Source organism: Nonomuraea mangrovi, assembly GCF_042681425.1.
Taxonomy (GTDB): domain Bacteria; phylum Actinomycetota; class Actinomycetes; order Streptosporangiales; family Streptosporangiaceae; genus Nonomuraea; species Nonomuraea mangrovi.
This window is the reverse complement of sequence record NZ_JBHUFV010000106.1, coordinates 141,337-166,774: the sequence shown is the minus strand read 5'-3', so window position 1 is coordinate 166,774 and position 25,438 is coordinate 141,337. Positions and strand designations below refer to the sequence as shown.

Annotated in this window: 21 protein-coding genes and 1 pseudogene; 15 read left to right on the top strand and 7 right to left on the bottom strand. The window is 70.9% G+C overall.

Features of this window, described 5'->3' with window-relative positions; translation table 11 throughout:
* Positions 1-111 precede the first annotated feature (111 nt).
* Genes ACFSKW_RS54415 through ACFSKW_RS54390 form a run of 6 tightly spaced genes read left to right on the top strand, consistent with a single transcriptional unit; the run spans position 112 to position 6,078 of the window.
* Positions 112-1,125, top strand: coding sequence for a hypothetical protein (locus ACFSKW_RS54415; protein WP_379583724.1), 1,014 nt, complete (start codon positions 112-114; stop codon positions 1,123-1,125).
* Between the two features lie 54 nt (positions 1,126-1,179).
* Positions 1,180-1,497 carry a PadR family transcriptional regulator gene (locus ACFSKW_RS54410; protein ID WP_379583722.1) on the top strand — a complete coding sequence of 106 codons (318 nt, stop codon included), beginning with the start codon at positions 1,180-1,182 and terminating at the stop codon, positions 1,495-1,497.
* Positions 1,494-2,399, top strand: coding sequence for a hypothetical protein (locus tag ACFSKW_RS54405; RefSeq protein ID WP_379583720.1), 906 nt, complete (start codon positions 1,494-1,496; stop codon positions 2,397-2,399). Before ACFSKW_RS54410 ends, ACFSKW_RS54405 begins: the two co-directional genes overlap by 4 nt.
* 55 nt (positions 2,400-2,454) lie before the next feature.
* On the top strand, positions 2,455-4,224 hold the full coding sequence (locus ACFSKW_RS54400) for a peptidoglycan-binding protein (protein ID WP_379583718.1): 1,770 nt from the start codon (positions 2,455-2,457) through the stop codon (positions 4,222-4,224).
* Positions 4,217-4,903: an ABC transporter ATP-binding protein gene (locus tag ACFSKW_RS54395; protein WP_379583717.1), complete on the top strand. Its 687-nt coding sequence runs from the start codon at positions 4,217-4,219 to the stop codon at positions 4,901-4,903. Before ACFSKW_RS54400 ends, ACFSKW_RS54395 begins: the two co-directional genes overlap by 8 nt.
* Entirely contained in the window at positions 4,903-6,078 is a 1,176-nt protein-coding gene (locus ACFSKW_RS54390) for an ABC transporter permease (protein ID WP_379583715.1), read from the top strand. Before ACFSKW_RS54395 ends, ACFSKW_RS54390 begins: the two co-directional genes overlap by 1 nt.
* A 37-nt stretch (positions 6,079-6,115) precedes the next feature.
* Here ACFSKW_RS54390 and ACFSKW_RS54385 read toward each other — a convergent pair whose 3' ends face one another.
* The gene (locus ACFSKW_RS54385; RefSeq protein WP_379583714.1) at positions 6,116-7,285 is read right to left on the bottom strand and encodes an FIST signal transduction protein; all 1,170 of its coding nucleotides are present in this window, start codon (positions 7,283-7,285) and stop codon (positions 6,116-6,118) included.
* Positions 7,286-7,428: 143 nt separating this feature from the next.
* On the opposite strand from ACFSKW_RS54385, the gene ACFSKW_RS54380 reads away from it, so the two are divergent.
* Genes ACFSKW_RS54380 through ACFSKW_RS54370 form a run of 3 tightly spaced genes read left to right on the top strand, consistent with a single transcriptional unit; the run spans position 7,429 to position 11,694 of the window.
* A complete protein-coding gene (locus ACFSKW_RS54380; protein ID WP_379583712.1) occupies positions 7,429-8,820 on the top strand; it encodes a sigma 54-interacting transcriptional regulator in 1,392 nt (463 codons plus the stop codon).
* Positions 8,821-8,868: 48 nt separating this feature from the next.
* Complete coding sequence (locus tag ACFSKW_RS54375; RefSeq protein ID WP_379583711.1) at positions 8,869-9,636, top strand: hypothetical protein; 768 nt, start codon at positions 8,869-8,871, stop codon at positions 9,634-9,636.
* Between the two features lie 27 nt (positions 9,637-9,663).
* A complete protein-coding gene (locus ACFSKW_RS54370) occupies positions 9,664-11,694 on the top strand; it encodes a vWA domain-containing protein (RefSeq protein WP_379583710.1) in 2,031 nt (676 codons plus the stop codon).
* Here ACFSKW_RS54370 and ACFSKW_RS54365 read toward each other — a convergent pair.
* Both ACFSKW_RS54365 and ACFSKW_RS54360 read right to left on the bottom strand, forming a co-directional pair.
* On the bottom strand, positions 11,691-12,044 hold the full coding sequence (locus ACFSKW_RS54365; RefSeq protein ID WP_379583709.1) for a DUF6292 family protein: 354 nt from the start codon (positions 12,042-12,044) through the stop codon (positions 11,691-11,693). The two genes, ACFSKW_RS54370 and ACFSKW_RS54365, sit on opposite strands and share 4 nt — an antisense overlap.
* Positions 12,045-12,185: 141 nt before the next feature.
* A complete protein-coding gene (locus ACFSKW_RS54360; protein WP_379583707.1) occupies positions 12,186-12,608 on the bottom strand; it encodes a DUF6292 family protein in 423 nt (140 codons plus the stop codon).
* Positions 12,609-12,865: 257 nt separating this feature from the next.
* Here ACFSKW_RS54360 and ACFSKW_RS54355 point away from each other — a divergent pair, with 257 nt between their 5' ends.
* Positions 12,866-13,294: a DUF2269 family protein gene (locus tag ACFSKW_RS54355; RefSeq protein WP_379583705.1), complete on the top strand. Its 429-nt coding sequence runs from the start codon at positions 12,866-12,868 to the stop codon at positions 13,292-13,294.
* On the opposite strand, the gene ACFSKW_RS54350 is transcribed toward ACFSKW_RS54355, so the two are convergent.
* Both ACFSKW_RS54350 and ACFSKW_RS54345 read right to left on the bottom strand, forming a co-directional pair.
* A complete protein-coding gene (locus tag ACFSKW_RS54350) occupies positions 13,291-14,433 on the bottom strand; it encodes a cystathionine gamma-synthase (protein WP_379583703.1) in 1,143 nt (380 codons plus the stop codon). The two genes, ACFSKW_RS54355 and ACFSKW_RS54350, sit on opposite strands and share 4 nt — an antisense overlap.
* Positions 14,434-14,546: 113 nt before the next feature.
* Positions 14,547-14,738, bottom strand: a complete 192-nt coding sequence (locus tag ACFSKW_RS54345) for a hypothetical protein (protein ID WP_379583701.1) — start codon at positions 14,736-14,738, stop codon at positions 14,547-14,549.
* Between the two features lie 192 nt (positions 14,739-14,930).
* On the opposite strand from ACFSKW_RS54345, the pseudogene ACFSKW_RS54340 reads away from it, so the two are divergent.
* Positions 14,931-15,953 (top strand): annotated as a pseudogene (locus ACFSKW_RS54340) (sensor histidine kinase); the annotation flags it as partial.
* Here ACFSKW_RS54340 and ACFSKW_RS54335 read toward each other — a convergent pair.
* On the bottom strand, positions 15,891-18,956 hold the full coding sequence (locus ACFSKW_RS54335; RefSeq protein WP_379583699.1) for a BTAD domain-containing putative transcriptional regulator: 3,066 nt from the start codon (positions 18,954-18,956) through the stop codon (positions 15,891-15,893). The pseudogene ACFSKW_RS54340 and the gene ACFSKW_RS54335 overlap by 63 nt on opposite strands.
* A 53-nt stretch (positions 18,957-19,009) precedes the next feature.
* Between ACFSKW_RS54335 and ACFSKW_RS54330 the strand changes: the two genes are divergently transcribed.
* Positions 19,010-19,873 (top strand): NAD(P)-dependent oxidoreductase, encoded by an 864-nt coding sequence (locus tag ACFSKW_RS54330; RefSeq protein WP_379583697.1) that lies wholly within the window; start codon positions 19,010-19,012, stop codon positions 19,871-19,873.
* Between the two features lie 154 nt (positions 19,874-20,027).
* Here ACFSKW_RS54330 and ACFSKW_RS54325 read toward each other — a convergent pair whose 3' ends face one another.
* A complete protein-coding gene (locus tag ACFSKW_RS54325; protein ID WP_379583695.1) occupies positions 20,028-21,398 on the bottom strand; it encodes a cystathionine beta-synthase in 1,371 nt (456 codons plus the stop codon).
* A gap of 187 nt (positions 21,399-21,585) precedes the next feature.
* Between ACFSKW_RS54325 and ACFSKW_RS54320 the strand changes: the two genes are divergently transcribed.
* The 3 genes from ACFSKW_RS54320 (at position 21,586) to ACFSKW_RS54310 (ending at position 25,322) form a co-directional block, all read left to right on the top strand.
* Positions 21,586-22,566, top strand: coding sequence for an SGNH/GDSL hydrolase family protein (locus ACFSKW_RS54320; RefSeq protein WP_379583693.1), 981 nt, complete (start codon positions 21,586-21,588; stop codon positions 22,564-22,566).
* Between the two features lie 36 nt (positions 22,567-22,602).
* Entirely contained in the window at positions 22,603-23,934 is a 1,332-nt protein-coding gene (locus ACFSKW_RS54315) for an outer membrane protein assembly factor BamB family protein (protein WP_379583691.1), read from the top strand.
* A gap of 140 nt (positions 23,935-24,074) precedes the next feature.
* Entirely contained in the window at positions 24,075-25,322 is a 1,248-nt protein-coding gene (locus ACFSKW_RS54310; RefSeq protein ID WP_379583689.1) for an acetyl-CoA C-acetyltransferase, read from the top strand.
* The last annotated feature ends 116 nt before the right edge of the window (positions 25,323-25,438 follow it).

The window sequence follows — 25,438 nt, the reverse complement described above, 5'->3', positions numbered from 1 at the left end:
CATGTGTGAAGCGCGGGACCCGGGCCGGCGGCTTGAGCCCCTCGACGGGGGAGGCGCAGGGCGCGACGCACCGCTTGACCATACTTCGTCGCACGAAGTATGGTCCTCTCCATGCCGAACCGATCAATGGCGAATCACCCGCCGACCTTATTCTCGCCACCCTCCGCCGAGGCCGGGCCGTACCTCTCCGACGCCACCCATGGTCGCCCCCCGGCGAACACCGCCAAGGGCGCGCAGCGCCGCGCGGTACGGCCGGCGTGGTGCGCGGCGGGGTTCCTCACCCTCACCCTGCTGGCCGGGTGCGGCGCCACCGCGGCCGAGACGGAGCCGAGCCCCCAGGCCGCCCAGGGGATCGAGCAGCGCAAGGAGGCCGAGCTCGCCACCTGCATGAAGGGCAAGGGCTTCAAGTATGTCGCGTTCGTGGCCAAGGGCCGGCAGCTGAGCGAGCAGCGCAAGGCGGCCTTCGGCGGCGACTACGCGGCGATGAAGGCGGAACGCGGCAAGTACGGCTTCGGGCACTTCTCCCTCTACGTCTACCCCAAGGAATTCGACAGCCCGATGTACAAACCGGAGAAGCCGGAGATCAACCCGAACTGGGCGATCCAGAGCTCGCTGTCCGAACAGCAGCGCAAGGCCTACGACGACGCCCACGAGTCCTGCTACACGGCCGCGATCAAGAAGCTCACGGGCAAGGTCGTGAAGTCGTCGATGGACCACTACGAGCAGGTGGCCAAGGCCAGGACGCAGGCCGAGGTCCGTGAGCTCGACGGCGATCCCACCCTGGTGGAGAAGGCCGCGCGCATGGCCGACTGCCTGAAGGGCCAGGGCTACAGGGTGTCGAAGACCAATCCGACCGCCATCGCCACGCGCGGCTCGGACGAGATCCGCGCCCAGGTCGAGAACCTGGGCAAGACCGACGACGTCGACGACAGCAAGCTGCCCGAGGGGCAGTTCTACGAACCCACGCTCACGGCCGCGCAGGCCAGGCCCCATCTCACCAAGGAGATCAAGGTCGCGCTCGACGACCTGGAGTGCGGCAAGGACTTCTACGCGGCCTACCTGCCACGAGAGCAGGAGATCGACACGAAGGTGGACGCGGAGTACGGGATACGGACATGGGGTTGACGATACTTCGCCGCACGAAGTACGTTTCCGGCTATGTCTAAGGGATCATCCGGTTTGAGTGAGCAGACCTATTTCGTCCTCGCCGCACTCCTGGACGGTCCGCTCCACGGACACGCGATCATCAAGAAGGTCGTCGACCTCTCCCACGGCAGGATCACACTGGCCGTCGGCACCCTCTACGGCGCCCTCGACCGGCTGGCCGCTAACGGCGTCATCATGGTCGAGCGCGAGGAGATCGTCAACGGCCGCAAACGCCGCTACTTCAGGATCACCGACGAGGGCAGCGGCATGGTCGAGGCGGAGGCCAGGCGCATGCAGCAGGCGGCCGCCGTCGTGACGGGACGCCACAACCTCGGGGCGACGTTCGGATGACCTCGCTCGAGCGACGTTATCGCTGGCTGTTGCGGGCCTACCCCGACGGCTACCGGGCCGACCATGGTGACGAGCTTCTCGACGTCCTGCTGGACAGCGCCGAGCCAGGCCAGGCGCTTCCACCGGCGCGCGAGGCCTACGCCCTGGTGGTCGGCGGGATACGCACCCGGATCATCGCGGCGGCACAGGGGCCCGCCTGGGCGGACGGGTTGCACCTGGGCGTCGCGGCGCTGGCCATGCTCAACCTCGCGGTGCTCGTTCCCTACGCCACCAGCGTGCCGTTGTGGCTGGCGCTGTCGGCCGTCGCTCTCGTGCTCATCCTGCGCGGCCACGTACGGCCGGCGCTCCCCGTCGCGGGAGCCGTCGCCGTCAAGGTCACCTCGATCACCATGGGGCAGCAGTGGCTGGACGCCACGCTGCTGCCCGTCTTCCCCGACTTTCCCGAAGAGCTGTGGTCGGGTCCCGCGCTGTACGGCAACGGCGGCCCCATCGCCCCGCTGACCTCCAACGTGCTGATCATCGCGGGACTGCTGGTCCTGGCGAGCAGGCGTGAGCGGCCTCGCACCCGCTCGTGGTGGTGGCTGGCGGCGGTGCCGCTCGTCGCCGGCGCGGACCCCGCGTGGCTCGACATCGCGGCGGGCTCGCCCACGGCCATGACGAGGGTGTGCCTGGAGGCGGCGCTGCTGTTCGGCGCCGCCCTCGCCGGGCACCTCACCGCCGACCTGCGATGGGCGATCGCGGCGACCGTCTACCTGGTGCCCGCCACGGCCGTGCTCTACGAGAACACCGAGAGCATCGAGCACATCACCAGGCAGGACATCGCGCACGCCGCCCTCCTGGTGGTTCTGACGATCGCGGCGGCGGCCGTGCCGTACCGCGCCAGGCGCCGCATCCTCCTCTAGCTCGCCGCAGGGCCACGAGCTCTGTTCGGCATGCCCGAAATCAAGGAGTTCCGACGTGAAGTCCCCCCGCAAGGTGCTCATCGGCACCGTCGCCGGCGTGATCGTGATCGCGGGCGTCGGCTGGGGAGTCAGCACCAGGCTGCGCTCGCCCGCCGACGAGGCGGCCCTGCGCAAGCCTCCGAAGGCCTCGCTGGTCACCGCCCCGGTCGAACGCACCAAGCTGGCCAGCACGATCGTCGTCAACGGCACCCTCGAGTACGGCTCGCCGCTGCCCGTCACGCTGGCGGGCGTCGTCGGCGGAGCCGATGCCGGCCAGCGCGCCACCCGCGCGCCCCATCCCGGCCAGGTCAGGGAGGGCGGGATCCTCATGGAGGTGAACGGAAGGCCCGTCTTCGCCATGTCGGGCAAGGTGCCGATGCACCGCACCATCAATCCGGGCGCCAAGGGCGACGACGTCAAGCAGCTGCAGCGGTCGCTGCGCAGGCTGGGGTACGGCACCTCCGTGACCGGCGTGTTCGACCAGGCCACCGTCGCGGCGGTCACCAGGTTCTACGCCAAGAAGGGCTACGAGGCCCAGCAGCCCACGCTCGAAGCCCGCCAGCAGCTCGACACGCTGCGCAAGGCCGTACAGACCGCGCAGGAGACGCTGGCCGCCGAGCAGAAGACTCTGGACCAGGGCGGCGACGTCCTGCCGCTGAAGCTGAAACTCACCAACGCCAGGGCGGACCTGAAGGCTGCCGAGCTCGCCCACCGGCAGGCCAGGGCGCAGCAGTACACCACCGAGGACATCGCCAAGATCGAGGCCGCCGACGCGGCCGTCAGGGCGGCCGAGGAGAAGCTGCTGCAGGCCGAGCAGGACCTGGCGGCCGCGAGGGCGGAGAACAGCCGGCCTGAGCCGAGCACGCCGGCCGGCACTCCTGGGGCCACACCCGCGCCCTCTTCGCCGCCGAAGCAGCCCACCGACACCACGCTGCTGGAGCTGAAGGTGTCCAACGCGCGGGCCGACCTGGACGCCGCGCGCGGGACGTACGGGCGGATCGAGGAGGAGGCGCGGCAGGCCCGCGAGAAGAAGCTGGCCGAGCTGAGCAAGACCGTGCGCGACGCGAAGGAGGCCGTCGCCCTCGCCGGGCAGGGGTTGCGTCAGGCTCGCGAGCTGTCGCCCGTCAAGCTCAAGGTCGCCAACGCCAAGAAGGACGTGAGCGCCGCGCAGGCGTTGATGGCCGAGTACACGAGGACCTACGGCACCACGATCCCGCCCGGCGAGCTGGTGTTCCTGCCGAAGCTTCCCGCCCGCCTCCACAAGGCGGGGGTCAAGGCGGGCGAGACCGTGGACAAGGCGATCGCCACCGTGACCAGCTCGTCCTTCGTGGTGACGGGATCGGTGGAGGCCGCCGAGGCCGACCTGCTCAAAGAGGGGCTCCGGGCGGTCATCGAGACCGATGCGGGCAAGACCCATCCGGCGCGGCTGATCGCGTTCGGGGAGAAGGCGAAGCTGTCCACCGGCGAGGCCAAGGCGGGTGACGGCTCCCAGCAGATGAGCTCGGTGCCCGTGCTGATCAGCCCGTTGTCGGAGAAGGGGCTCAAGGGGCTGTCCGGCGCGAACGTCACCACGAGGGTGACGGTGGGCGCGACCGACGCCGAAGTGCTCGTCGTCCCGGTCGCCGCGGTGATCACCTCCGCGGACGGCAAAGCGCGGGTGCGGGTGGAGGTCTCTCCGGACAGGACCAAGGACGTCGAGGTGCGCACGGGCCTGACCGCCGACGGCAAGGTCGAGGTCACCGGCGAGCTCAAGGAGGGCGACAGGGTGGTGGTCAACGGTGCCTGAGCCCGTCATCGCGCTGGAGGCCGTCAGCAAGGAGTTCCCATCGGACCCGCCCGTGCACGCGCTGTCCGACGTCTCGCTCGTGGTGCGCCCGGCCGACTACCTCGCGATCGTCGGCCCCTCGGGGTCGGGCAAGTCCACGCTGCTCAACGTGCTCGGGCTGCTCGACAGGCCCAGCTCGGGCAGCTACCTGCTGGACGGCATCGAGACCACCAGGCTGCGCGACGGCGAGCGGACCAGGCTGCGCGGCAGCCGGATCGGCTTCGTCTTCCAGTCCTTCCACCTGCTCTCCCACCGCAGCGTGGCGGAGAACGTGATGCTCGCCGAGGTGTACCAGAGCGGCGCCGACAAGCGCGGGCGCAAGGACCGCAGGGACAGGGCGCTGCGGGCGCTCGACCGTGTCGGCCTGTCGCACAGGGTCGACTTCCTGCCCGACCGGCTGTCGGGCGGCGAGCGGCAGCGGGCGGCGATCGCCAGGGCGCTGATGGGCGGCCCCTCACTGTTGCTGTGCGACGAGCCCACAGGCAATCTCGACAGCCGTAACACCGACGCTGTCCTCGACCTCTTCGACGACCTGCGCGACCAGGGGCTGACGATCGTGGTGATCACCCACGAGACCGAGGTGAGCGGCCGGGCCAGGCGCAGGGTGCGGATCACCGACGGCATCCTGGTGGAGGAGTAGTGGACCTACGTGACCTGCTGAACGAGGCCATGGCCGGCATGCTGGCCCGCCCCGTCAGAACCGCGCTCACCACCCTGGGCACCGTGCTCGGCATCACCACGCTGGTCGTGACGCTCGGCGTCGCCGCCACGGCGGGCAACCAGATCGTCGGCAGGTTCGACGAGCTGACCGCCACGACGATCACCGTCGAGGTGCCCGAGGACGGCAAGGTCGTCGTCGGGTGGAACGCCATCGACCAGGTCACCAGGCTGCGCGGGGTGACATCGGCCGCCGCGGTCGCGGAGACCAAGCAGAGCGCCAACCTGAGCGTGCGCTCCAACATGATCGTGGACCCCACCAGGGTGACCGACCAGACCCTGACCGTGGTGGCCGCCAGCCCCAGCCTCCCCCAGGCCGTCAAGGGCAGCATGATCGAGGGCCGGTTCTTCGACGCCGGGCACCTCACGCGCAAGGACAAGGTGGTCGTCGTCGGCGAGCAGGCGGCCAAGATGCTCGGCATCACCCGGCTGGAGCGAGCGCCTGCCGTCTTCATCGGCAGGCACGCCTACACGGTCATCGGCATCCTCGGCGGGATGAAGAGGGAACGGAACCTCGGCACCGCCGTCATGGTCCCGCCCACGATCGGCAGGCGGTTCGGGCTCAAGGACGTTACCAGGGTGCTCATCAACACCAGCCTCGGCGCCGCCGACCTCGTCGCCGGGCAGGCGGCGCTCGCGCTCAGCCCGGGCAACGAGAGCCTGCTGCAGGTCATCGCGCCGCCGAGCCCCACCAGGGCGCGCGACGGCGTGCAGAGCGACGTCAACGCGCTGTTCCTGATCCTGGGCCTGGTCTCGCTGGTCGTCGGCGCGGTCGGCATCGCCAACGTCACGCTGGTCACCGTCATGGAGCGGGTCGCGGAGATCGGCCTGCGCCGCTCGCTCGGCGCCGCGCGCAGGCACATCGCCGCCCAGTTCCTGCTGGAGTCGACGCTGACCGGGCTGACCGGCGGGGTGATCGGCGCCAGCCTCGGCGTGGTCTCGATCGTCGCCGTCGCGGCGGCCAAGCAGTGGACGCCCGTGCTCGACCTGCGGCTCGCCGTGGTCGCGCCGCTCGCGGGAGCGGTGGTGGGCCTGCTGGCGGGCCTGTATCCCGCGCTGCGGGCCGCCCGCATGGAGCCGGTCGACGCGCTGCGCTGAGGAGAACTCCGGGCACCCCCGCCCGCCACGGCCTGGATCACGAGGAGAAGACCAGGATGGAGGCGGTGAACCCGTGCACGTGGTTCTGGCCCCCCACGGGCCCCACCTCTCCCGCGGCGAAGAAGCCCGCCATGCCGATCGCGCCGAGCGTGTCGCGCAGCGCCACCGCGTCGTGGTCGGCGGTGCCGAACATCGCCGACCCCCTGCCGTTGCAGGCGAACAGGAGCGCGCCGTCGACCCTGCCCAGCTCCTCGCGGTGCGCGTCGAGCAGGTCGTAGAGGTCCTCGTCCGCGGTGGCGGCGTCGCGCACCTGGAAGCGCACGGTCCTGCCGACGTCGACCACGTCCCCTATCGCGACGGCCTCCCGCTCGGGATCGATGCCGAGGACTCCGCGGATCAGGAAGTCCCCCCGCTCGTGATGCTCGGCGTACTCGTCCATCGCCACGCCGATCTGCAGGCCCGACGCGACCAGCTCGCGGTCGTCCTCGTCCAGGTCGCTGACGATGTCCTCCAGCCTGGCCAGCGCGGGCTGGCCGGCCAGCTCGAGAAGCAGGTTCTCCTCGGCGCCCGTGACGACCATGGTCGGGCCGATCGGCCTGCACCCCTGGCTGACCACCGTGCTGACCTTGACCTCGCCGCTCAGCAGCACGCCGATGGCGCCCTCGGAGTAGACCTCGCCATCGGCGAACAGCCGTACCGACCCCCTGCCCTGCAGCCCGTTGGCCAGGCCGCCGATCAGCGGCAGGTCGCCGAGCACCTCGGCCGAGCGCTCGACGAAGGCGTCGGTGGGAAAGGTGTAGGGGTCGGCGAGCAGGATGGCCACCCTGTCGTCGACCTGCCGCTCGGGCAGGCCGATGACCACGAACCTGTCCTCGGCGCTCAACGTCTCCAGCGCGAACGTGGTCAGCCGTCCCCCGTCGAGGGTGGCCGCCCACGCGCTCACCGACGGCGTGAGCTCCACGCCCTGGCCGTCCCCGATGACACCCGTCGCGCTGCAGCCGATCACATGAGCCGCCGGCGCCACCGCCATGGCCCGAAGCCCGGCCCTGGCCACGTCGTCGGGATCCTCACCGCAGATGAAGAAGCAGACGAGGTCCGCGGGCCCGCTCAGCCCTGCCAGGGCCTGCCGCACAGCCGTCTCGGCGGCGGCGACCAGATCGGAACCCACGGCGAGGCCGTCAGCGAAACGGCTCGTCAACAGGGCCACGCGTCTCGCCTCCCTACGCTTCGGTGATTTCCCTCGGGCGGATTCTCCCCACTGCGAGGACAAGCACGCGCCCTTATCGTCACGCATCAGTCAAATCCGAAAGACATTCCCGCATTCCCCCAAGGCGACGTAGTCTCGAACGCGTGCATCAGCCTCGTATTCTCCGCGAGTTGCGAGAGAGCGGCCACGCCCATCGCAGCGTCAAAACCGAGGTCCGCGACAACCTGCTCGCCAGGCTGCGGGCGGGCGAGCCGCGCTTTCCCGGCATCGTGGGCTTCGACGACACCGTCCTGCCCCACCTCGAACGCGCCCTGCTCGCGGGCCACGATCTGGTCCTGCTCGGCGAACGCGGCCAGGGCAAGACCCGCCTCATCCGCACGGTCACGGGCCTGCTCGACGAATGGACCCCCGTGGTCGAGGGTTGCGAGATCAACGACCACCCCTACGCGCCGGTCTGCGCCCGATGCGTACGGCTGGCCGCCGAGCGCGGCGAGGAGCTGCCCGTCGCGTGGAAGCACCGCGACGAGCGCTACGGCGAGAAGCTGGCCACGCCCGACACCTCGGTCGGCGACCTGATCGGCGACGTCGACCCGATCAAGATCGCCGAAGGTCGCACGCTGGGCGACCCCGAGACGGTCCACTACGGCCTGGTGCCGCGCACCAACCGCGGCGTCTTCTCCGTCAACGAGCTGCCCGACCTCGCCGAGCGCATCCAGGTCTCGCTGCTGAACGTGCTGGAGGAGCGCGACATCCAGGTCCGCGGCTACAACCTGCGGCTGCCCCTGGACATCCTGCTCATCGCCAGCGCCAACCCCGAGGACTACACCAACCGCGGCCGGATCATCACCCCGCTGAAGGACCGCTTCGGCGCCGAGGTCCGCACCCACTACCCGCTGACGATCGAGGACGAGCTCACGCTCATCCGCCAGGAGTCGATGCCCGACATCGGCGCCGACGTCCCCGAGCACCTGGTCGAGGTCATCGCCCGCTTCACCCGCCTGGTCAGGGAGTCGACCGCCGTGGACGCCCGCTCGGGCGTGTCGGCGCGCTTCTCCATCGCCGCGGCTGAGACGGCGGCCGCCTCCGCCGTACGGCGGGCCGCGATCACCGGTGAGGAGCGCGCGGTGACGCGTGTCTGCGACCTGTCCACCGTCGTGCCCAGCCTGCGCGGCAAGGTGGAGTTCGAGGTCAGCGAGGAGGGTCGGGAGAACGAGATCCTCGCGCACCTGCTGCGCAGGGCCACGGCCGAGACCTTCCGCGGCAGGCTCGGCGGCATGGATCTGACGCCGCTGCTGGACAAGTTCGCCGCGGGCAACCAGGTGGAGTCCGGCGAGCTGGTCGCCGCCGCCGAGCTGCTGCGCCGCATCGGGCCCGTCGAGGGCCTGGCCAAGGTCATGTCCAAGCTCGGCATGGGTACCGGCGAGGAGTCTCCTGGCCACGCGGCCGCCGCCCTGGAGTTCACGCTGGAGGGCCTCTACCTCATGCGCCGCCTGTCGAAGGACGACGTGGACGGGGTCGCCGTCTACCGGACCTGATCCGCCGACACGCTCAGGTGAACATTTCTCCCCTGTCCCGCGTCCTAGATGATTGAACCTACGACCTCGGGGGAGATCATGCGCCTGCTCGCTCTGACCGCCAGTGCCGTTCTCTGCGCCGGCCTCTGCGCCACCGGCGCCGCCTCCGCCGCGGCCGCCGGCTCGGTCGCGTACGGCTTCGCCTGGGCGGACGGCAAGGGCGTGCTCAGGGTCACGCCCGCCCGCGCGACACTCGTCAAGGAGCACGGGATCCTGCGCCACAAGCTGAAGGCCGTCACCGGCGCCAAGGAGGTCAGGCTCGCGTACGGCAAGGCCGCCTACCGCCGGGTCACCGTCGCGTGCGACCTGGTCGAGACCGAGGGCCACGTGGCTCTGGACGCCAAGGGCCTGGGCAGGACGGAGTGCGCGGCCGCCGATCTCGCCTTCACGCTGCAGCGCGGGCCCGCCCCCGTCAAGGTCGAGTACACGGGGAAGACGGCGGTCAGGGTCAGCGAGTTCCTGACCGACTGGGGCGGCTCGAAGACCGCCTTCGGCACGATCAAGCGGATCAACGACACCACGGTCTCCTTCAAGGGGATCAAGCTCGGCTACACCCACGCCGTCGGCTTCAACAGGGTCACCGCCTCGTGCGCGTCGGGCTGGCTGTCCGGCAAGCCCGTCAACGCCGACCGCGACGGGCTCGGCAAGAAGCACTGCGACGCCGCCGAGTTCACCAAGGTCCTGAAGGCGCAGCAGCACCCCGTGCTGGTCAAGGCCGACTACAACCCGCTGAGCGGTGAACTGCAGGAGGTCTGGGAGGTCTTCGGCGACGCATAGACGGATATCTCGGGTTAGCGTGGGCCCATGGTCTACCGCTATGGCGAGTACCACGACGGGCCCGACCCGCTCGCTCCGCCGTACGACGTGCGGGCGGCGCTCGACGAGATGGGCGACGCCATCCTGTCCGGGTCCACCCCCATCCACGCGCTGCGCGACCTGCTCAAGCGGGGCCTGCCCGGCGCGCAGGACCGCAGGGGCCTGGACGACATGCTGCGCGAGGTCCGGCGCCGCCGCCGCGAGCTACGCGAGCGCGGACGGCTCGACGGCACCCTCGACCGGGCTCGTTCGCTGCTGGACAAGGCGATCGGGCAGGAGCGCGCCGAGCTGTTCCCCGACCCTTCGGACGACGCCAGGCTGCGCGAGGCCTCGCTCGACGCCCTCCCCGATGACACCGCGAGCGCGATCCAGGAGCTGAACTCCTACGAGTGGCGCTCGGCGGCGGCGCGGCAGACCTTCGAGGAACTGCGCGACCTGCTGCGCAGGGAGGTGCTCGACTCGCAGTTCAAGGGCATGCGCGACGCGCTGGCCAACCCTGATCCCGCCGCGATGGAGCGGATCAGGCAGATGATGAGCGACCTGAACGACATGCTCGACAGGGACGCCCGAGGTGAGCACACCCAAGCGGACTTCGATTCCTTCATGTCGAAATATGGCGACATGTTCCCTGAGAAGCCGCGCACCCTCGACGAGCTCGTCGACGCCCTCGCCCGCAGGGCCGCCGCCACTCAGCGGATGCTGGCCTCGCTCACCCCTCGCCAGCGCGAGGAGCTCGCCAACCTGATCAACCAGACGCTCGACCAGGCAGGCCTGTCGGAGCAGATGCGCCGCCTCGGCGACTCCCTCTACGCGCGCAGGCCCGACCTGGCGTGGGGCACGCCCGAGCGGCTGACCGGCGAGGACCCGATGGGCATGGGCGACGCCGTGAGCGCGCTGGAGGAACTGGCCGACCTCACCCAGCTGGAGGCCGCGCTTCGCCAGGACTACCCCGGCGCGCGCCTGGACGACATCGACGAGGCCGCGATCCGCCGCGCCCTCGGGCGTTCGGCGGTCGACGACCTGGAGGCGTTGAAGCGGATCGAACGCGAGCTGGAGGAGCAGGGGTACCTGCTGCGGCGGCGCGGCAAGCTCGAACTCACCCCCAAGGCGGTGCGCCGCCTCGGGGAGACCGCGCTGCGCCGTGTCTTCTCCTCCCTCGACGCCGGACGGCGCGGCGACCACGACCAGCGCGACGCGGGATCGGCGGGCGAGCTGACCGGGTCGTCCCGGGCGTGGCGCTTCGGGGACGAGCAGCCGATCGACGTGGTCCGCACGCTCGTCAACGGCATCCGGCGGGGCGACACCGCCGCCCGCCGTACCGTGAGCCCGGCTCGCGCCCCTGTACAGCGGGGCGACGGCCCCGGCGGGCACCCGCGCGTCGCCGCCGCAAGCCCGAGGGTCAGGCTGTCGGTGGACGACTTCGAGGTCAGCGAGACCGAGCGGCGCAGCGCCGCCGCCGTCTGCCTGCTCGTCGACCTGTCCTACTCGATGGCGCTCAGGGGCACCTGGGCCGCCGCCAAGCAGACCGCGCTGGCCCTGCAGGCCCTGGTCGCCTCCAAGTTCCCCCAGGACGCCGTCCAGATCGTCGGCTTCTCCAACTACGCCAGGGTCCTGCAGCCCGACGAGCTGGCGGGCCTCGACTGGGACATGGTCCAGGGCACCAACCTGCACCACGCCCTGCTCATCGCCGGCCGGCACCTCGACAGGCACCCCGACTTCGAGCCCGTCGTCCTCGTGGTCACCGACGGCGAGCCGACCGCGCACCTGATGCGCAACGGCCGCTCCGCCTTCGAGTGGCCGCCCTCACCGGAGACGCTGGAGCTGACGCTCGCCGAGGTCGACAAGATGACCAGGCGGCGAGCCACGATCAACGTGTTCATGCTCGCCGCCGACGACCGGCTGAAGGAGTTCGTCGACGAGGTGGCCAGGCGCAACGGCGGCAGGGTCTTCTCGCCCAGCGCCGACCGGCTGGGAGAGTACGTCGTCAGCGACTTCCTCCGCCAGCGCAGGTCCCGCTAGACGATCGCGGGAATGGTGTAGGTGGCGAGCCGTTCGTCGAGCCCGTCGCCGTAGTCGCGGTAGGAGCGGTAGACGGGTCTGACCGGGCTGCCGCCCATGGCCTGCAGGACGGGCACGTTCGCGGGCCTGGGCAGCACACCGCCACCGAGGTAGCGCGGGTCGGCCAGCTCCGTGCGCACGCCCTTCTCCCCCGAGATGAACGTGCCGTGCCGCCAGCCGCTCTCCTCGTCCCAGACCAGCGCGGATCCCGAGACGAGCAGGATGGTGGCGTCGCGTGGGTCGAAGGGGTCGTCCCACCACTCGAGAGCGTCCACTGCCAGGGCGACTTCCGCGACATAGGCGACAGGCATCGAAAGCCATTCGGGCGTGTACGGCCGCATGCTCATCCCTTCGATGGGGGAAGCTTTACCCTAATGTAACCAACTTCCCGGGAAAGGGGGCCGCGGACGGTATCCGGAGGTCCACCGACAGGCGGTACGCGCCTGTGGACGTCAGGCGTTGAGCAGGGAGCAGTAGTAGCTGAGCGCGACGTCGAATCCGTCGCGGCAGTGGCGGTGGGAACGGTAGCTGGGCCGCCACGCCGAACTCGCCCCGACCCCCGCGCGGGCGTCGGCCAGCGCGCCAGGCACCCGTTCCGGCTTCGGCAGCAGTCCGTGACCGAGGTAACGCACATCGGCCAGCTCGGTGTGCTCACCGCGACAGCCGGAGACGAACCGCCCGAGGCGCCAGCCGCTCTCCTCATCCCAGACCAGGGCACTGCCGTCACTCAGGCGCACGGTGGCGTCGCGAGGGTCGCACGGGCCCTCCCACCAGTCGCCCACCTCAGCTCCGAGCAGGCCGACGACCTGGCTGACGTAGGAGAACGGCTGGCGTACCCACTCGTCCGAGTACGGCTCGACGTGCCTGACGGCCACGACGGCACCCCCTTGTGCCTGGGAAACAGATAAACAACCTTACCGGCGCTGAACTTATTCCATTGCCAGAGCGTCTAGTCATTACGGACGATATTCGGGGAAGGAGGAGGCCCATGCTCCCCATGATTGTGATCATCATCGTGATGGCCGTGGCCATCGCGGCTTTCGAGCTGTGCATGAGCTGCCCTCACGACCGCGATGACTCCCAGGAGGAGAGTGTTTCCCGGTGAGATCACCGGGCGACTAATGTCAGCCTCATGAATAGCACGTTGCTCTGGCTGCACATCGCGTTCGCGATCTTCGCGATCGGTCCGCTCACCGCCGCGATCATGGCCGCGCCGCGCGCGATCCGGGCCAAGAACACGGCCGTCCTGCAGACCCTGCAGCGGATGACCAGGATCTACGGCCTCGGATCGCTCGGCGTCCTGGTCTTCGGCATCTGGCTGGCCGTCAGCCTCGGCGTGATCGGCGAATGGTACATGACGGCGTCGATGACGCTCTTCCTCGTCGCCCTCGTCCTGCTGTTCATCGTCGACCGCGACCTTCGCGCCGCTGTCAGGGTCTTCTCCAGCGAGACCCCTGACGACGACGCGAAGGTCGAGAACGGCCGCATCGCCGCGTTCGGCGGTCTGATCGGCCTGATCTACCTCGTGATCCTGTTCCTGATGGTCGTCCCCGGTACCTAGCCGCCCAGCGCCTGGGTCAGGTCGGCCAGCAGGTCGTCGATCGTCTCGATGCCGACCGACAGCCGCACCAGGTCGGAGGGCACCTCCAGCGGGGAGCCCGCCGCCGAGGCGTGCGTCATCCTGCCCGGGTGCTCGATGAGCGACTCGACGCCGCCCAGCGACTCGCCCAGCGTGAACAGCTTGGTCCTGTTGCAGATCTCGACGGCCTCCTGCTCGCCGCCGTCGACCCTGAACGACACCATGCCGCCGAAGCGCTTCATCTGCTTGGCCGCCACCTCGTGCCCAGGGTGCTCGTCAAGGCCCGGGTAGAGCACCTGGGTGACGCGCGGGTGCGCGAGCAGCAGATCGACCACGCGCTCGGCGTTGTCGCAGTGGCGGTCCATCCGCACGCCCAGCGTCTTGAGCCCGCGCAGCGTCAGCCACGCGTCGAACGGCCCCGCGACCCCGCCGATGGCGTTCTGGTGGTAGGCGAGCTCCTCGCCGACCGACTGAGACGCCGCGATCAGCGCGCCGCCTACGACGTCGGAGTGTCCGCCGACGTACTTCGTGGTCGAGTGCACCACCACGTCGGCGCCCAGCGACAGCGGCTGCTGCAGGTACGGCGAGGCGAAGGTGTTGTCCACCACGAGCAGCGCCTCGTTCTCGTGCGCGAGCTGGGCGAGCGCGGCGATGTCGGCGATGCCGAGCAGCGGGTTCGTCGGCGTCTCCACCCAGATGATCCTGGTCTTCTGCGTCATGGCGGCGGCGACGGCGTCGAGGTCGCCCAGCGGAACCGGGTCGTAGTGCAGGTCCCACCGCTGGTGCACCTTGGCGAACAGGCGGTAGGTGCCGCCGTAGGCGTCATTGGGAATGATGACGTGGTCGTTCGGCTTGCATACCGTACGCAGCAGCGTGTCCTCGGCCGCCAGGCCCGAGGCGAACGCCAGGCCCCTCGCCCCTCCCTCGACCGCCGCCAGCGCCTCCTCCAACGCCGTCCGCGTCGGGTTCGCCGAGCGGCTGTACTCGTATCCGCCCCGCAGGCCGCCCACGCCGTCCTGCTTGTAGGTGGACGTGGCGTAGATCGGCGGCACGACCGCACCGGTCGTCGGGTCGGGCTCCTGGCCAGCATGAATGGCCAGAGTCTCAAATCCGTTGTTCATACCCCCCACGCTAAACCGTGAGGCCCGTGATCCGTCCCCCAACCGATCACGGGCCTCACCGCCGTCACGAGCGGGCCGTCCCCCAACCGCCCACCCGTGACGAGATCAGGGTGTCAAGCCGCCTTGGCCTCGCTGCGCTCTTCGGCGCGCCGCGGCAGCCGTACGACGTCGGCGCCGAGGTGCCGGCCGCTCCCGCCTTCGGCGGGCTCGCCGTTGATCCGGGACAGCAGGACCGGGTCTGCCAGTGCGAGAAGCAGCACGACGACGAGTCCGAGGAACAGCATCACGAATCCGATAACGACCATGTCCTTCATCTCCTTCGACGCTTCAAGCATCGGCGACCGGCGGTGTCATCCACCTCCGCTGAAGGGTTGGTCCGCAGGTGCGGCTCTCGGCCGAATGGTTGATATGGGTGGTCCGACTTCCGGCCTAGGCTCGGTGCCGTGGGGGACAACAAACGTTTCGTCTACTGGATCAGGCGGCTCAGCGAGATCGCGATGATCGGCTGGCTGGGCATGCTGCTGCTGGTGGACCTGGTGGCCTCCTTCAGCGTGGGCGCCCTGCAGCACCTGGTGCCGGTGTGCGGCGCGGTCGGGATCGCCGCCGTGGTGCTGCGCAGGCGCTACAGGATCGAGGGTTTCGTCGTCCTGTTGTCGTGCTCGCTCGCCGTCTCCCTGCTGATCCAGGCGACCGGCTCCGCGGGCTTCCCCGGGATGGCCGAGAGCGGCGCGCTGCTCATCCTCACCATCGGGATCCTTCGGCACGTCGAGCCCGTCCCGACGGCCGCGACGCTGTCGCTGGTCGCGATGGCCGTCCTCATGGCCGAGGGCGGCATGCGCGACTACAAGAACGGCGGGCTCGCCTTCTCGTTCGTGCTGTTCTTCGGCTGGGCGATCGCGGCGGGCGTCGGCGGCTACCTGCGCTTCATGCAGGAGCGCCGCACCGAGGCCATCGACTCGGTACGGCGGGCCGAACGCCTGGAGCTGGCCAGGGAGCTGCACGACCTGGTCGCCCACCACATCACCGGTATCGTCGTCCAGGCCCAGGCCGCCCGCACCGTGGCCGAGATGAAGCCGGAGGCCGTCGTACCCGCCCTCGACGCCATCGCCAACGCGGGCGCGGACGCGCTCACCTCGATGCGCCGCCTGGTCGGCGTGCTGCGCGCGCAGGACGAGGCGGCCCGCACCCCCGGCACCTCGCTCGCCGACCTGCGCCTGCTGACCGAGCGCTTCTCCTCCAACGGCCCGAACGTCGCCTTCGAGGTCGGACAGGGCATCGACGACTCCACGCTGCCGCCCGAGGTCATGACGACCCTGCACAGGGTGCTGCAGGAGTCGCTCACCAACGTGCGCCGCCACGCGCCCGGCACCGGCTGGGTCGAGGTCGACCTGCGGCGCTACGACAAGGTCGTCGTGCTGCGGGTGCGCAACTACGGCTCGGCCACCGACCCGCGCATCTCACGACTGGGCGGGGGGTTCGGGCTGGTCGGCATGGCCGAGCGGATCGAGGCGCTGGGCGGCAGGCTGATGGCCGGGCCCACCGCGGAAGGCGCGTGGGAGGTGCGTGCGGAGTTCCCGCTGCCCTGAGTCGCGGGCCTCGGCGTAGGCGTGCTCGCCCAGCTCGGCCAGCGCCCTGGCGGCGATCCGCTCCACGTCGCCGCGTTCGGCGGGCGGCAGGGGCGCGCCGACCGACTCCCTGATGGCGGCCGCCGTACCGAGGAACCTGGCCGCGTCCCTGGCGGGCAGCGCGCCCGCCAGCCCCTCCAGCGCGAGCGCGACGGCCCTCGGGTCGCCACTGGCCCGCGCGCAGGCGTAGCCCTCGCGGTGCAGGGCCAGCGCCGCCGCCGTGTCGCCGCGCTGCTCGGCGGCGAAGCCCAGTTCGGCCAGGATCAGCGCGAGCCCCGGCTGCCCGTCCACCTGTCGCAGCCAGGCCAGCCATGGGCGCAGCAGCGTCTCCGCCTCCTCCAGCCGTCCCTGCCGCCGCGCGCTCAGCCCCAGGCCGAGCGCGGCGTGCTCCTCCGCCGACTTGTACGACTGCTCGACCGCCAGCTTCCTGGCCCGCTCGTGGTAGTCGTCGGCCAGCGCGTAGTCGCCTCTCAGCAGCGCGGTCCTGCCCAGCACCGACAGGCGGAAGGCCGATTCGAGCCCCAGTTCCTCGGCCAGTTCCAGCCCCCGTTCGCGCCGCCGTGCCGACTCCGCGTACTCGCCGCGGATCTCGGCCAGCAGGCCGAGCGTCTCCATCGCCTCGCTCTGGCCCCAGCCGTCGCCGACCTCCTGGAAGATCGCGAGACTGCGTTCGCCGTTCGCCTGCATCGCGGTCAGGTCGCCGCGGACGATCGCGAGCTTGGCCCGCACGTCCAGCGCCGCCGCCGTGCCCCAGCGGTCGCCCAGCTCCTCGAAGGCGGCCAGGGCCCGCTCCACCCTGACCTCGTGCGCGGGATGGTCGCCGTAGGCCCACCTCACGTAGCTGAGGAACCAGTCGGCGAACGCCGCCCCCGCCCTGTCCAGCTCCTCGTACGGCACGGTGTCGGCGGTGTCGCCCGTCGACAGCGTCATCCCCGCCTGCCACACCGCGGCCAGCGCCCGCTCGCCGGCCTCACCCCCGCCGGACGACAGCGCCCTGGCGATCGCCCTGCTCGCCTCGCCCCGCCTTCCGCGCAGGAACCAGTACCAGCCCAGCGCGTTGACCAGCCGCAGCGCGTGACTCTCGCTCTCCAGGGCCAGGCGCAGGTTGGCGCCCTCGGCGTCGAGCCTGCGCAGCCACTCCCCCTGCCCGGACTCGCGCAGCTCGGCCCGTTCGGCCAGCTCGGTGTAGTACGCCGCGTGCCGCTCCCTCAGCTCCAGGGCCTCGCCCGCCTCCGCCAGCCGTTCGAGCCCGTAGGCCCTGACCGTCTCCAGCAGCCGGTAGCGCGGCCCCGGGCTCACCAGCGACCTGTCGACCAGTTGCGCGAGCGTCCCGAGGACGTCCACCCCCGGCTGCGCGCAGACCCGCTCGGCCGCCTCCAGCAGGCACCCGTCCGCGTGGACCGCCAGCCGGCGCAGCACCACCCGCTCGGGCTCCGACAGCAGCTCCCAGCTCCAGTCGATGACCGCCCGCAACGTCTGCTGCCTGCCGGGAGCGCCTCTGCGCCCCGCGCCGAGCACCCTGAACCTGTCGTCCAGCCGCGCGGCCAGCTCACGCACGCCCAGCGCCCGTACTCTCGTCGCCGCCAGCTCCAGCGCCAGCGGAAGCCCGTCGAGCCGCTCGACGATGGTCGCGACCGTCGCCGCGTTGCCGTCGTCCAGCGCGAAGCCTGGGTCGGCGGCCACGGCCCGCGCCGCGAACAGCCGCACCCCCTGCTCGATCTCCAGCGGGGGCACCGGCCACACCCGCTCCCCCTGTACGGCCAGCGGCTCCCTGCTCGTCGCCAGCACCCGCAGCCCTCCCGCGGCCCTCAGCAGCGTCGAGACCAGGCCGGCCGTGCCGTCGATCACGTGCTCGCAGTTGTCCATGACGAGCAGCAGCCGCTTGTCCCGCAGCGCCGTGACGAGGCGCTCGACCGGGCCCGCGGACGCCCCGTCGTCGCGGACGCCCAGCGCCTCGATCACCGCCTGGACGGGATCGGTCGTGGCGGCCAGTTCGACCAGCCGCACGTCCTCCAGCCGACCGGCGGTCTCCATCGCGAGCCGTGTCTTGCCCACGCCGCCGGGCCCCGTGAGCGTCACCAGGCGGCCCGCGTCGAGGAGCGCGCGCACCTCGGCGACCGCGTCCTCGCGCCCGATCAGCTCGGTCAGGGGCAGCGGCAGCCGCACTCCCGGCACGCGCGCCGGGTCGAGCGACGGGTCCTGGCGCAGGATCGCCTCGTACAGCGCCGCCAGCTCCCTGCCAGGGTCCACGCCCAGCTCGTCGGCCAGCCGCTCGCGCACCTCGGCGTAATTCTCCAGCGCCTCGCTCTGCCGCCCTCCCCTGTAGAGAGCGCGCATGTGCAGCCCGCGCAGCCGCTCCCTCAGCGGGTGCCGCAGGACCAGCGTGCCGAGCTCCACCGGCTCGCCCAGCGCCAGCCGTACCTCGGCCTGGTCTTCGAGCGCCGCCAGGCGTGCCTCCTCCAGCCTCGCGGCCGCCGCCGCCACGAACGGCGCGTCGGCGTGGTCGGCGTAGGCGGAACCCCGCCACAACGCCAGAGCGTCGGCCAGCAGGCCCGCCCTCGCCTCCGGCGTGCCCTCCCGTGCCCGCGCCACCAGAGCGGTGAACTCCTCCGCGTCGACCTCCGCCCCCGCCAGGCGGTACCCGGCAGGCTCGCGCACCACCGTCTCGGGACCGCCGAGCGCGCGGCGCAACTGCGAGACCCTCGCCTGCAGCGTCCCCGCCGGGTTGCTCGACGGGCGCCCGCCCCACAGGTCGTCGATCAGCCTGTCCATGGGCACGGGGCGGCCCTCGTGCACCAGCAGATCGACCAGCAGCGCACGGACCTTGGCCTCGGGCACCCGCACGGGACTCCCGTCGTCCGCCCACACCGCCAGCGGCCCCAGCACTCCGAAACGCATGACCCGTAGCTAACCAGAAGGATTCCCGAAGGGCGGTCGCCGAGTCTGGGCGCATGACAACACATGTGACGGTGATCGGGCTCGGCGCGATGGGCTCGGCGATGGCCGAGACGTTCCTGAAGGCGGGCCACCAGGTGACGGTGTGGAACAGGACGCCGGGCAGGGCGGGCGCGCTCGTGGCACTGGGCGCGCGCGAGGCGGCCTCCCCCGCCGAGGCGGGCGAGCTGGTGGTGGTCAGCCAGGTCGACTACCAGGCCATGTACGACAGCTTCTCCGGCGTCGACCTGACGGGGAAGGTGCTGGTCAACCTCAGCTCCGACTCCCCGTCGAAGCTACGCGAGGCCGCCGAGTGGGTGTCGGCCAGGGGCGGTGTGCTCATCACGGGCGGCATCATGACCCCGCCGCCGGGGATCGGCCAGCCCGGCGCGTACACGTTCTACAGCGGGCCGTCCGACGTGCTCTCCCGGCACGAGGAGACGCTGAAGGCGCTGACCGATGTGACCTACGTCGGGGCCGACCCCGGGCTGGCGATGCTGTTCTACCAGTCGCAGCTGCTCATGTTCTGGTCGGGGCTGACCTCGTTCATGTACGCGAGCGCGCTGGCGGAGAGCGCGGGGCTGCCGGTGTCGACGATGCTGCCGTACGCGCAGGAGACGTTCGGCGGGCTGGCGGGCGAGGGGCCGATGGGGTTCCTGAAGATCCTGGCGGCGGAGTTCGAGGCGCGTGCGTATCCGGGCGAGCTGAACAACCTGCACATGCAGGCCGTCGGGATGGAGCACGTGGTGCACACGTTCGAGGACGCGGGGCTGGACCCGACGGTGCCGGTCGCGCTGAAGGAGCTGTTCGCCCGCGCGGTCGCCGAAGGCCACGGAGCGGAGGGGCTCGGGTCGGTCATCGAGTCCGTCAAGAAGCCGTAGCCCCGAACCAGGCGGGCGGTCCTTTCACGAGGTCATGAAGACCTCGGCAGGACCGCCCGCACGGCCGCGTCATGCGGCAACACCCCGGCTCCACGACCGTCGCCACGGCCGGGTCGGGTGCGACCCGGCCGGAAGGCCCCGGCTCAGCTCAGGGTCAGTGGTTGGCGAGGAAGGCCAGCAGGTCCTGGCGGGTGAGGAGCCCGACGGGCTTGCCGTCGTCCAGCACCACCGCCGCGTCCGCCTTCTCCAGCGCCTCGACCGCCCGCGACACCGGCTCGCCCGCGCCGATCATCGGCAGCGGCTGCGACATGTGGTCCGCGATCGGGTCGTCGGAGCTGAGCTTGCCCCGGTACAGCGCCTCCAGCAGGTCGCGCTCCACGATCGAGCCGACCACCTCGGCCGCCATCACCGGCGGCTCCTCCTTCATGACGGGAAGCTGCGACACCGAGTACTCACGCATGATCGAGATCGCGGTGCCCACCGACTCGTGCGGGTGCGCGTGCACGAACTCCGGCATCGTCCCGCCCTTGCGCGACAGCACGTCGCGCACGAGCCCGTCGTCCGAGGCCGTGGTCAGGAACCCGTAGTCCGCCATCCAGTCGTCGTTGAAGATCTTGGACAGGTAGCCGCGGCCGCCGTCGGGCAGCAGCACGACCACGACGTCGTCGGGACCGGCCTGCGCCGCCACCTCGAGCGCGGCGACCACGGCCATGCCGCAGGAGCCGCCGACGAGCAGGCCCTCCTCGCGGGCCAGGCGCCGCGTCATGTTGAAGGAGTCCTTGTCGGACACCGCGATGATCGAGTCGCAGATCGTCGTGTCGTAGGTCGCGGGCCAGATGTCCTCGCCGACCCCTTCGACGAGGTACGGGCGTCCCGTGCCGCCCGAGTAGACCGAGCCCTCGGGGTCCGCGCCGATGATCTTCACCCGGCCGCCGGAGACCTCCTTGAGGTAGCGCCCCGTGCCACTGATGGTGCCGCCGGTGCCGACGCCCGCCACGAAGTGCGTGATCCTGCCCTCGGTCTGCTCCCACAGCTCAGGGCCGGTGGAGTGGTAGTGCGACTCGGGGTTCTGGACGTTGGAGTACTGGTCGGGCTTCCACGCGTTCGGGATCTCCCGCGCCAGCCTGTCCGACACCGAGTAGTAGGACTCCGGGTGGTCGGGCGAGACGGCCGTCGGGCACACCACGACGTCGGCCCCGTAGGCGCGCAGCACGGAGATCTTGTCCTGGGCGACCTTGTCGGGCACGACGAAGACGCACTTGTAGCCCTTCTTCTGGGCCACGATGGCCAGGCCGACGCCGGTGTTGCCCGAGGTCGGCTCGACGATCGTGCCGCCCGGCCGCAGTGCGCCCGACGCCTCGGCGGCCTCGATCATGCGAACCGCGATGCGGTCCTTCACCGAGCCGCCAGGGTTGAAGTACTCGACCTTGGCGAGCACCTGTGCGGGCAGGCCGGCGGAGACCTTGTGCAGCCTGACGAGCGGAGTGTTCCCCATGAGCTCGATCAGGGAATCGTAAACGCGCACTGAGGTGTTCACCTTCTTTGCCGAAGCTTGATCAGCTTGTGGATGGCCGCGGCTCCCAGGGGGTGGTGGAGCCTCGGTTAGGTTTCAGACCGATGAGGATCACGCAGGAAGTCCGCCCGAGCGGCCCCACCGGCGCGTTTCTCAAGGACAACGCTACCGTCGCGACAGGTGGAGAGGGGCCGCTGAGGTGATCTGGACTCCCGGGGTGGCGCGCGCCGCCCGCAGGATCGCGGCGGCGGCGGCGCTCGGCGGCGGCGGTCTGACCGCGCTGGGCGCGACGGCGTACGGTCTGCTCATCGCCGAGAGCCTGGTCGCCAGGAAGGTGATCGGCCGCCCGCACGGCATGGACGGCCCCGTGTCCGACGGCCGCTACGGTGACTTCCCCGGCGAGCCCATCAGGCTCGCGATGCTGGGCGACTCGACCTCCGTCGGCCTGGGCATGGCCGACCACGAGCACACCCCCGGCGTACGGCTGGCCCGCGGCCTGGCGGCGGTCGCCGAGCGCCCCGTGACGCTGACCGTCGTGGGGCAGTCGGGCGCGCCGTCGGCCGAGCTCGGCGACCAGGTCGACAGGGCCCTCAGGACGCGGCCCGAGGTGGCGGTCATCTTCATCGGCGCCAACGACGTGACCACGCAGACGCCACCGGCGACGGCCGTACGGCATCTGGCCAAGGCGGTGCGGCGGCTGCGGGAGGCGGAGGCGGAGGTCGTGGTGGGCACCTGTCCCGACCTGGGCACGGTGCGGCCGATCGGGCAGCCGCTGCGGTGGGTGACGCGGCGGTGGAGCCGCCAGCTCGCCGCGGCTCAGACGGTGGCGGTGGTGGAGGCGGGCGGCAGGACCGTGGCCTTCGCCGACATCCTGGGGCCGGAATTCGCTACAAACCCGACAGAAATGTTCGGACCCGATCGTTTCCATCCATCTGACCGAGGTTACGCACAGGCCGCTTACGCGGTGCTACCTTCTGTATGCGCTGCGTTGGGGTTGTGGCCTGAGCCACGGCCCGGACGTGGTGAAGGACTGCAACCGATCTACCTTGCGGCGGCGACGGCCGCGGAGGAGTCAGGCACCGAGGTCACCGCGACCAGGGTCGCCGGGCGGGCGACGGGTCCCCACGGGAGATGGGTGACGCTCTTCCGCCGGCGACCTGAAGACACCCTCCCTGGTTGAGCCGCCACTCCTCGCCCCCATTGGAGTGGAATAACGGTGCTCCGGCCTCTCGCGAAACCGGCCCTCGCCCTCGCCGGAACCCTGGCGCTGGCTGCCTGCTCGGGCAGCGACGCCGCCACGGCGGACTTCCCGACATGGCACAACTCCGACATCAACGTGGTCAGCCGCATGGTCACCGCCGCGGGCGTGGCCACCACCACCTCCATGAAGCCCGACGGCACGCTGGAGACGGTCGCGCTCGACCTGGCAAGCGGCAGGAAGCTCTGGTCCCAGCCCGCCACGATGGAGGGCAGGCTGCCGGGCATGGGCGTGCCGCCGCCCGCGATCGTCGACGGCACCGTCGTCTCGCTCGACCCCCGCAAGCAGCGGGGCAGGTGGAACGCCGACCTCGTCGCCCGTGACTCTCGCACGGGCAGGCAGAAGTGGGTCAGGCCCGTCCATTCGACGTTCGGCCCGCAGCGCTGCGGCTCCTACGTGTGCGTGTCCGAGCACACCGCTCTGGCGGCGGCCAGGGTCGTCGTGCTCGACCCTGCCACGGGCAAGGTGAAGTGGAAGCTGCCCGGCGTGGCCGAGGTGGAGTGGTCCGACGCCGACAGGGTGCTGCTCCTGCGCCTGGCCACCAACCCGATGATCGAGTCCTACGAGCTCAAGAGCGGCAAGCTGCAGTGGCAGCAGCCGATCGAGCAGGCACTCGGCCCCGGCATCGACATGTCGGGCGGCTGGGCCTTCGGGGCGACGGGCGAGAACCTCGTCGGCTACGTCGCGCCGTACACCAGCCCGCGCACGAAGAAGCTCTCGACCTTCGGCCTGTTCTCGCTCAAGATCGTCGATGGCACGATCAACTGGATGCGCCCTTCGGTCGTGCGCGTCTACCCCAGCGGCAGCCCCGGCGTGGCGCCGGTGGTCCGTCCGGTCGACCAGCAGGGCCAGTACGGCGGGTTCGCCAGGCTCGACTCCGACACCGGTCGCGTCATGGGGCAGATCACCGCCGCCCAGGTGCCCGGCTCGGGCTGGTGGCTGGCCTTCCCGGGGCAGATGGAGCGGCTCGGGTTCCTCAAGCACAACAGCAGCGGCACCGCCTTCGACCTGGCCAGCGGCAAGTCGGTGCCGGTGAAGGAGCAGCACGGCTGGTCCTTCTGCGTCACCGATCCCAAGCCGCTGCCGTTGAAGGGACAGGCGCCCGGCTTCTACTCGATCGCCTCGCTCTGCGAGTTCGACCTGTCGAACGGCAAGCGGGTGGCGGCGGAGAACGCGCCGCCCTCCTGGTTCACCGGCAGCCACGACGGCTGGCGACTCTGGCGCGACGAGAAGGGCGGCATCCACGGCATCAAGGACGGCACCGCCAGCGCGCCCGGCATGTACGGATGAGCGGAGGCCGGGCGGCCGAGGCGGCCTGGCCTTCTCCTTTCCGAAACAACATTCTGTTTTCCGGGCCCCAGATCGTTGTATCCGGGCTACCGAGGGGTAACCTCGCGGTTGGAGTGCTGACACGAACCCAGGAGAGCCCCATGCCCGAGGCAGTCATCGTCGCCACCGCGCGCTCGCCGATCGGCCGAGCCTTCAAGGGGTCGTTGAAGGACATCCGTCCCGACGACCTGACCGTCCAGATGATCCAGGCCGCGCTCGCCAAGGTGCCGCAGCTCGACCCGAAGACGATCGACGACATCATGCTCGGCTGTGGCCTGCCCGGCGGTGAGCAGGGCTTCAACATGGCCCGTGTGGTGTCGGTGATGATGGGCCTGGACAACGTCCCCGGCACCACGATCACCCGCTACTGCTCATCGTCGCTGCAGACCACCCGGATGGCCTTCCACGCCATCAAGGCCGGCGAGGGCGACGTCTTCGTGTCGGCGGGCGTGGAGACCGTCTCCCGCTTCGTGAAGGGCAACTCCGACGCCGCGGCCTGGCCCGAGGACAGCGCGCTGCCCAAGCCGCGCTTCGAGAACCCCGTCTTCGACGGCGCCCGCGCCAGGAGCGTCACCTTCGCGCAGGGCGGCCAGACCTGGCGCGACCCGCGCGAGGACGGCACCGTGCCCGACATCTACATCGCGATGGGCCAGACCGCGGAGAACCTCGCCCAGCTCAAGGGCATCTCCAGGACCGAGCAGGACGAGTTCGGCGTCCGCTCGCAGAACCTCGCCGAGAAGGCGCTCGCCGACGGCTTCTGGCAGAAGGACATCACGCCCGTCACGCTCCCCGACGGCACGGTCGTCAGCAAGGACGACGGCCCGCGCGCCGGCACGACCTACGAGGCCGTCTCGCAGCTCAAGCCGGTCTTCCGCCCTGACGGCACGGTCACGGCCGGCAACTGCTGCCCGCTGAACGACGGCGCGGCAGCGGTGATCGTCATGAGCGACACCAAGGCGGCCGAGCTGGGCATCACGCCGCTGGCCCGCATCGTCTCCACGGGCGTGACCGGCCTCTCGCCCGAGATCATGGGCCTGGGCCCGGTCGAGGCCTCCAAGCAGGCGCTGGCCCGTGCCGGGATGTCGATCTCCGACATCGACCTGGTCGAGATCAACGAGGCGTTCGCCGCCCAGGTGATCCCGTCGTACCAGGACCTCGGCATCGACATCGACCGGCTGAACGTCAACGGCGGCGCGATCGCGGTCGGCCACCCGTTCGGCATGACGGGCGCGCGTATCACCTCCACGCTGATCAACAGCCTCCAGCACCACGACAAGACCATGGGTCTCGAGACCATGTGCGTGGGCGGCGGCCAGGGCATGGCGCTCGTGCTCGAGCGCCTCTCCTGACCGACCCGGTACGGCAGGCCCGGCCACGCGCCACCCGAAGCGCGTGGCCGGGCTTCCCGCGGCGCCGGTATGGCCGGACGATCTCCCCGGAATCGGCGTGCCGTATTGGAAGCTTC

Excerpts from the sequence above, each read along its gene's own strand:
- ACFSKW_RS54345 (WP_379583701.1), bottom strand. The coding sequence starts at position 14,738 with ATGGTCGTTATCGGATTCGTGATGCTGTTCCTCGGACTCGTCGTCGTG.
- ACFSKW_RS54415 (WP_379583724.1), top strand. The coding sequence starts at position 112 with ATGCCGAACCGATCAATGGCGAATCACCCGCCGACCTTATTCTCGCCA.
- ACFSKW_RS54350 (WP_379583703.1), bottom strand. The coding sequence starts at position 14,433 with ATGAACAACGGATTTGAGACTCTGGCCATTCATGCTGGCCAGGAGCCC.
- ACFSKW_RS54370 (WP_379583710.1), top strand. The coding sequence starts at position 9,664 with ATGGTCTACCGCTATGGCGAGTACCACGACGGGCCCGACCCGCTCGCT.
- ACFSKW_RS54375 (WP_379583711.1), top strand. The coding sequence starts at position 8,869 with ATGATTGAACCTACGACCTCGGGGGAGATCATGCGCCTGCTCGCTCTG.
- ACFSKW_RS54335 (WP_379583699.1), bottom strand. The coding sequence starts at position 18,956 with ATGCGTTTCGGAGTGCTGGGGCCGCTGGCGGTGTGGGCGGACGACGGG.
- ACFSKW_RS54330 (WP_379583697.1), top strand. The coding sequence starts at position 19,010 with ATGACAACACATGTGACGGTGATCGGGCTCGGCGCGATGGGCTCGGCG.
- ACFSKW_RS54365 (WP_379583709.1), bottom strand. The coding sequence starts at position 12,044 with ATGCCTGTCGCCTATGTCGCGGAAGTCGCCCTGGCAGTGGACGCTCTC.
- ACFSKW_RS54310 (WP_379583689.1), top strand. The coding sequence starts at position 24,075 with ATGCCCGAGGCAGTCATCGTCGCCACCGCGCGCTCGCCGATCGGCCGA.
- ACFSKW_RS54355 (WP_379583705.1), top strand. The coding sequence starts at position 12,866 with ATGAATAGCACGTTGCTCTGGCTGCACATCGCGTTCGCGATCTTCGCG.
- ACFSKW_RS54405 (WP_379583720.1), top strand. The coding sequence starts at position 1,494 with ATGACCTCGCTCGAGCGACGTTATCGCTGGCTGTTGCGGGCCTACCCC.